We start from the raw sequence: 977 nt of genomic DNA, 5'->3' as shown, positions 1-977 counted from the left end.
TTTTCTATGCAGTAATCATCAAGGAATAATAGGCAAGGTTTTGTTATGAAAATAATCATTGTTGGTGCCGGCCAGGTAGGCGGTACTTTGGCCGAAAACCTTGCAAGCGAGGCCAATGACATTACCGTTATTGATCCGGACAAAGGGCGACTTGCGGAATTGAACGATCGCATAGATATTCGCACAGTGAACGGACTAGGCTCGTATCCAGACGTATTAGAGCAAGCGGGAGCAGAAGATGCCGACATGCTCATTGCGGTGACTAACAGTGACGAAGTGAACATGCTTGCTTGCCAAGTCGCATACTCGCTCTTTCGCACTCCAACCAAGATCAGCCGTGTTAGAGCGCCAGCGTATTTAAGTCGTAAAAAACTATTTCGAAATGATGCTGTACCCATTGACGTTCTGATCAGTCCCGAGCAGGTCGTAACGAAGCACATCAAACGTCTCTTAGAATATCCTGGCGCATTGCAGGCCCTCGACTTTGCAGAGGGCGCAGTCAGCTTAGTAGCGATTAAAGCATGTAAGGGCGGGGCCTTAGTTGGGCATGAATTGTCAGACATTCGAAAACATGTGCCTAATATTGACACGCGAGTGGCTGCCATTTTTAGAGATGGAAAACCAATTATCCCTAGCGGTAATACCGTCATCAACGAAGGTGATGAAGTATTCTTCATTGCTGCGCGCAACCACATTAAAGCGGTTATGAGCGAACTTCAGCCTTTGGATAAAGACTATAAGCGCATTATTATTGCTGGCGGCGGAAATATTGGCCAGCGTCTTGCCGAAAAGCTTGAGCGCCGCTATCGCGTGAAAGTCATCGAAGCATTTGAAGACAGAGCGCATCAATTATCCGAGCAGCTTGAGCGAAGCATCGTATTGCATGGCAACGCAGCCGACAAAGAGATGCTTCTCAACGAGAATATTGAGAATACAGACGTATTTATTGCTGTCACCAATGATGATGAAGCCAACAT

At 46.8% G+C, this 977-nt stretch carries 1 protein-coding gene; it reads left to right on the top strand.

All coding sequences use genetic code 11. The annotated features are described in order from the left end of the window. Window positions 1-45: 45 nt before the first annotated feature. Window positions 46-977: Trk system potassium transporter TrkA (gene trkA, locus A3750_RS21535; RefSeq protein ID WP_068548800.1), on the top strand; the 932-nt coding region annotated here is incomplete at its 3' end.

It is taken from the genome of Oleiphilus sp. HI0079, from assembly GCF_001635105.1.
This window is presented reverse-complemented; position numbering and strand designations above follow the sequence as displayed.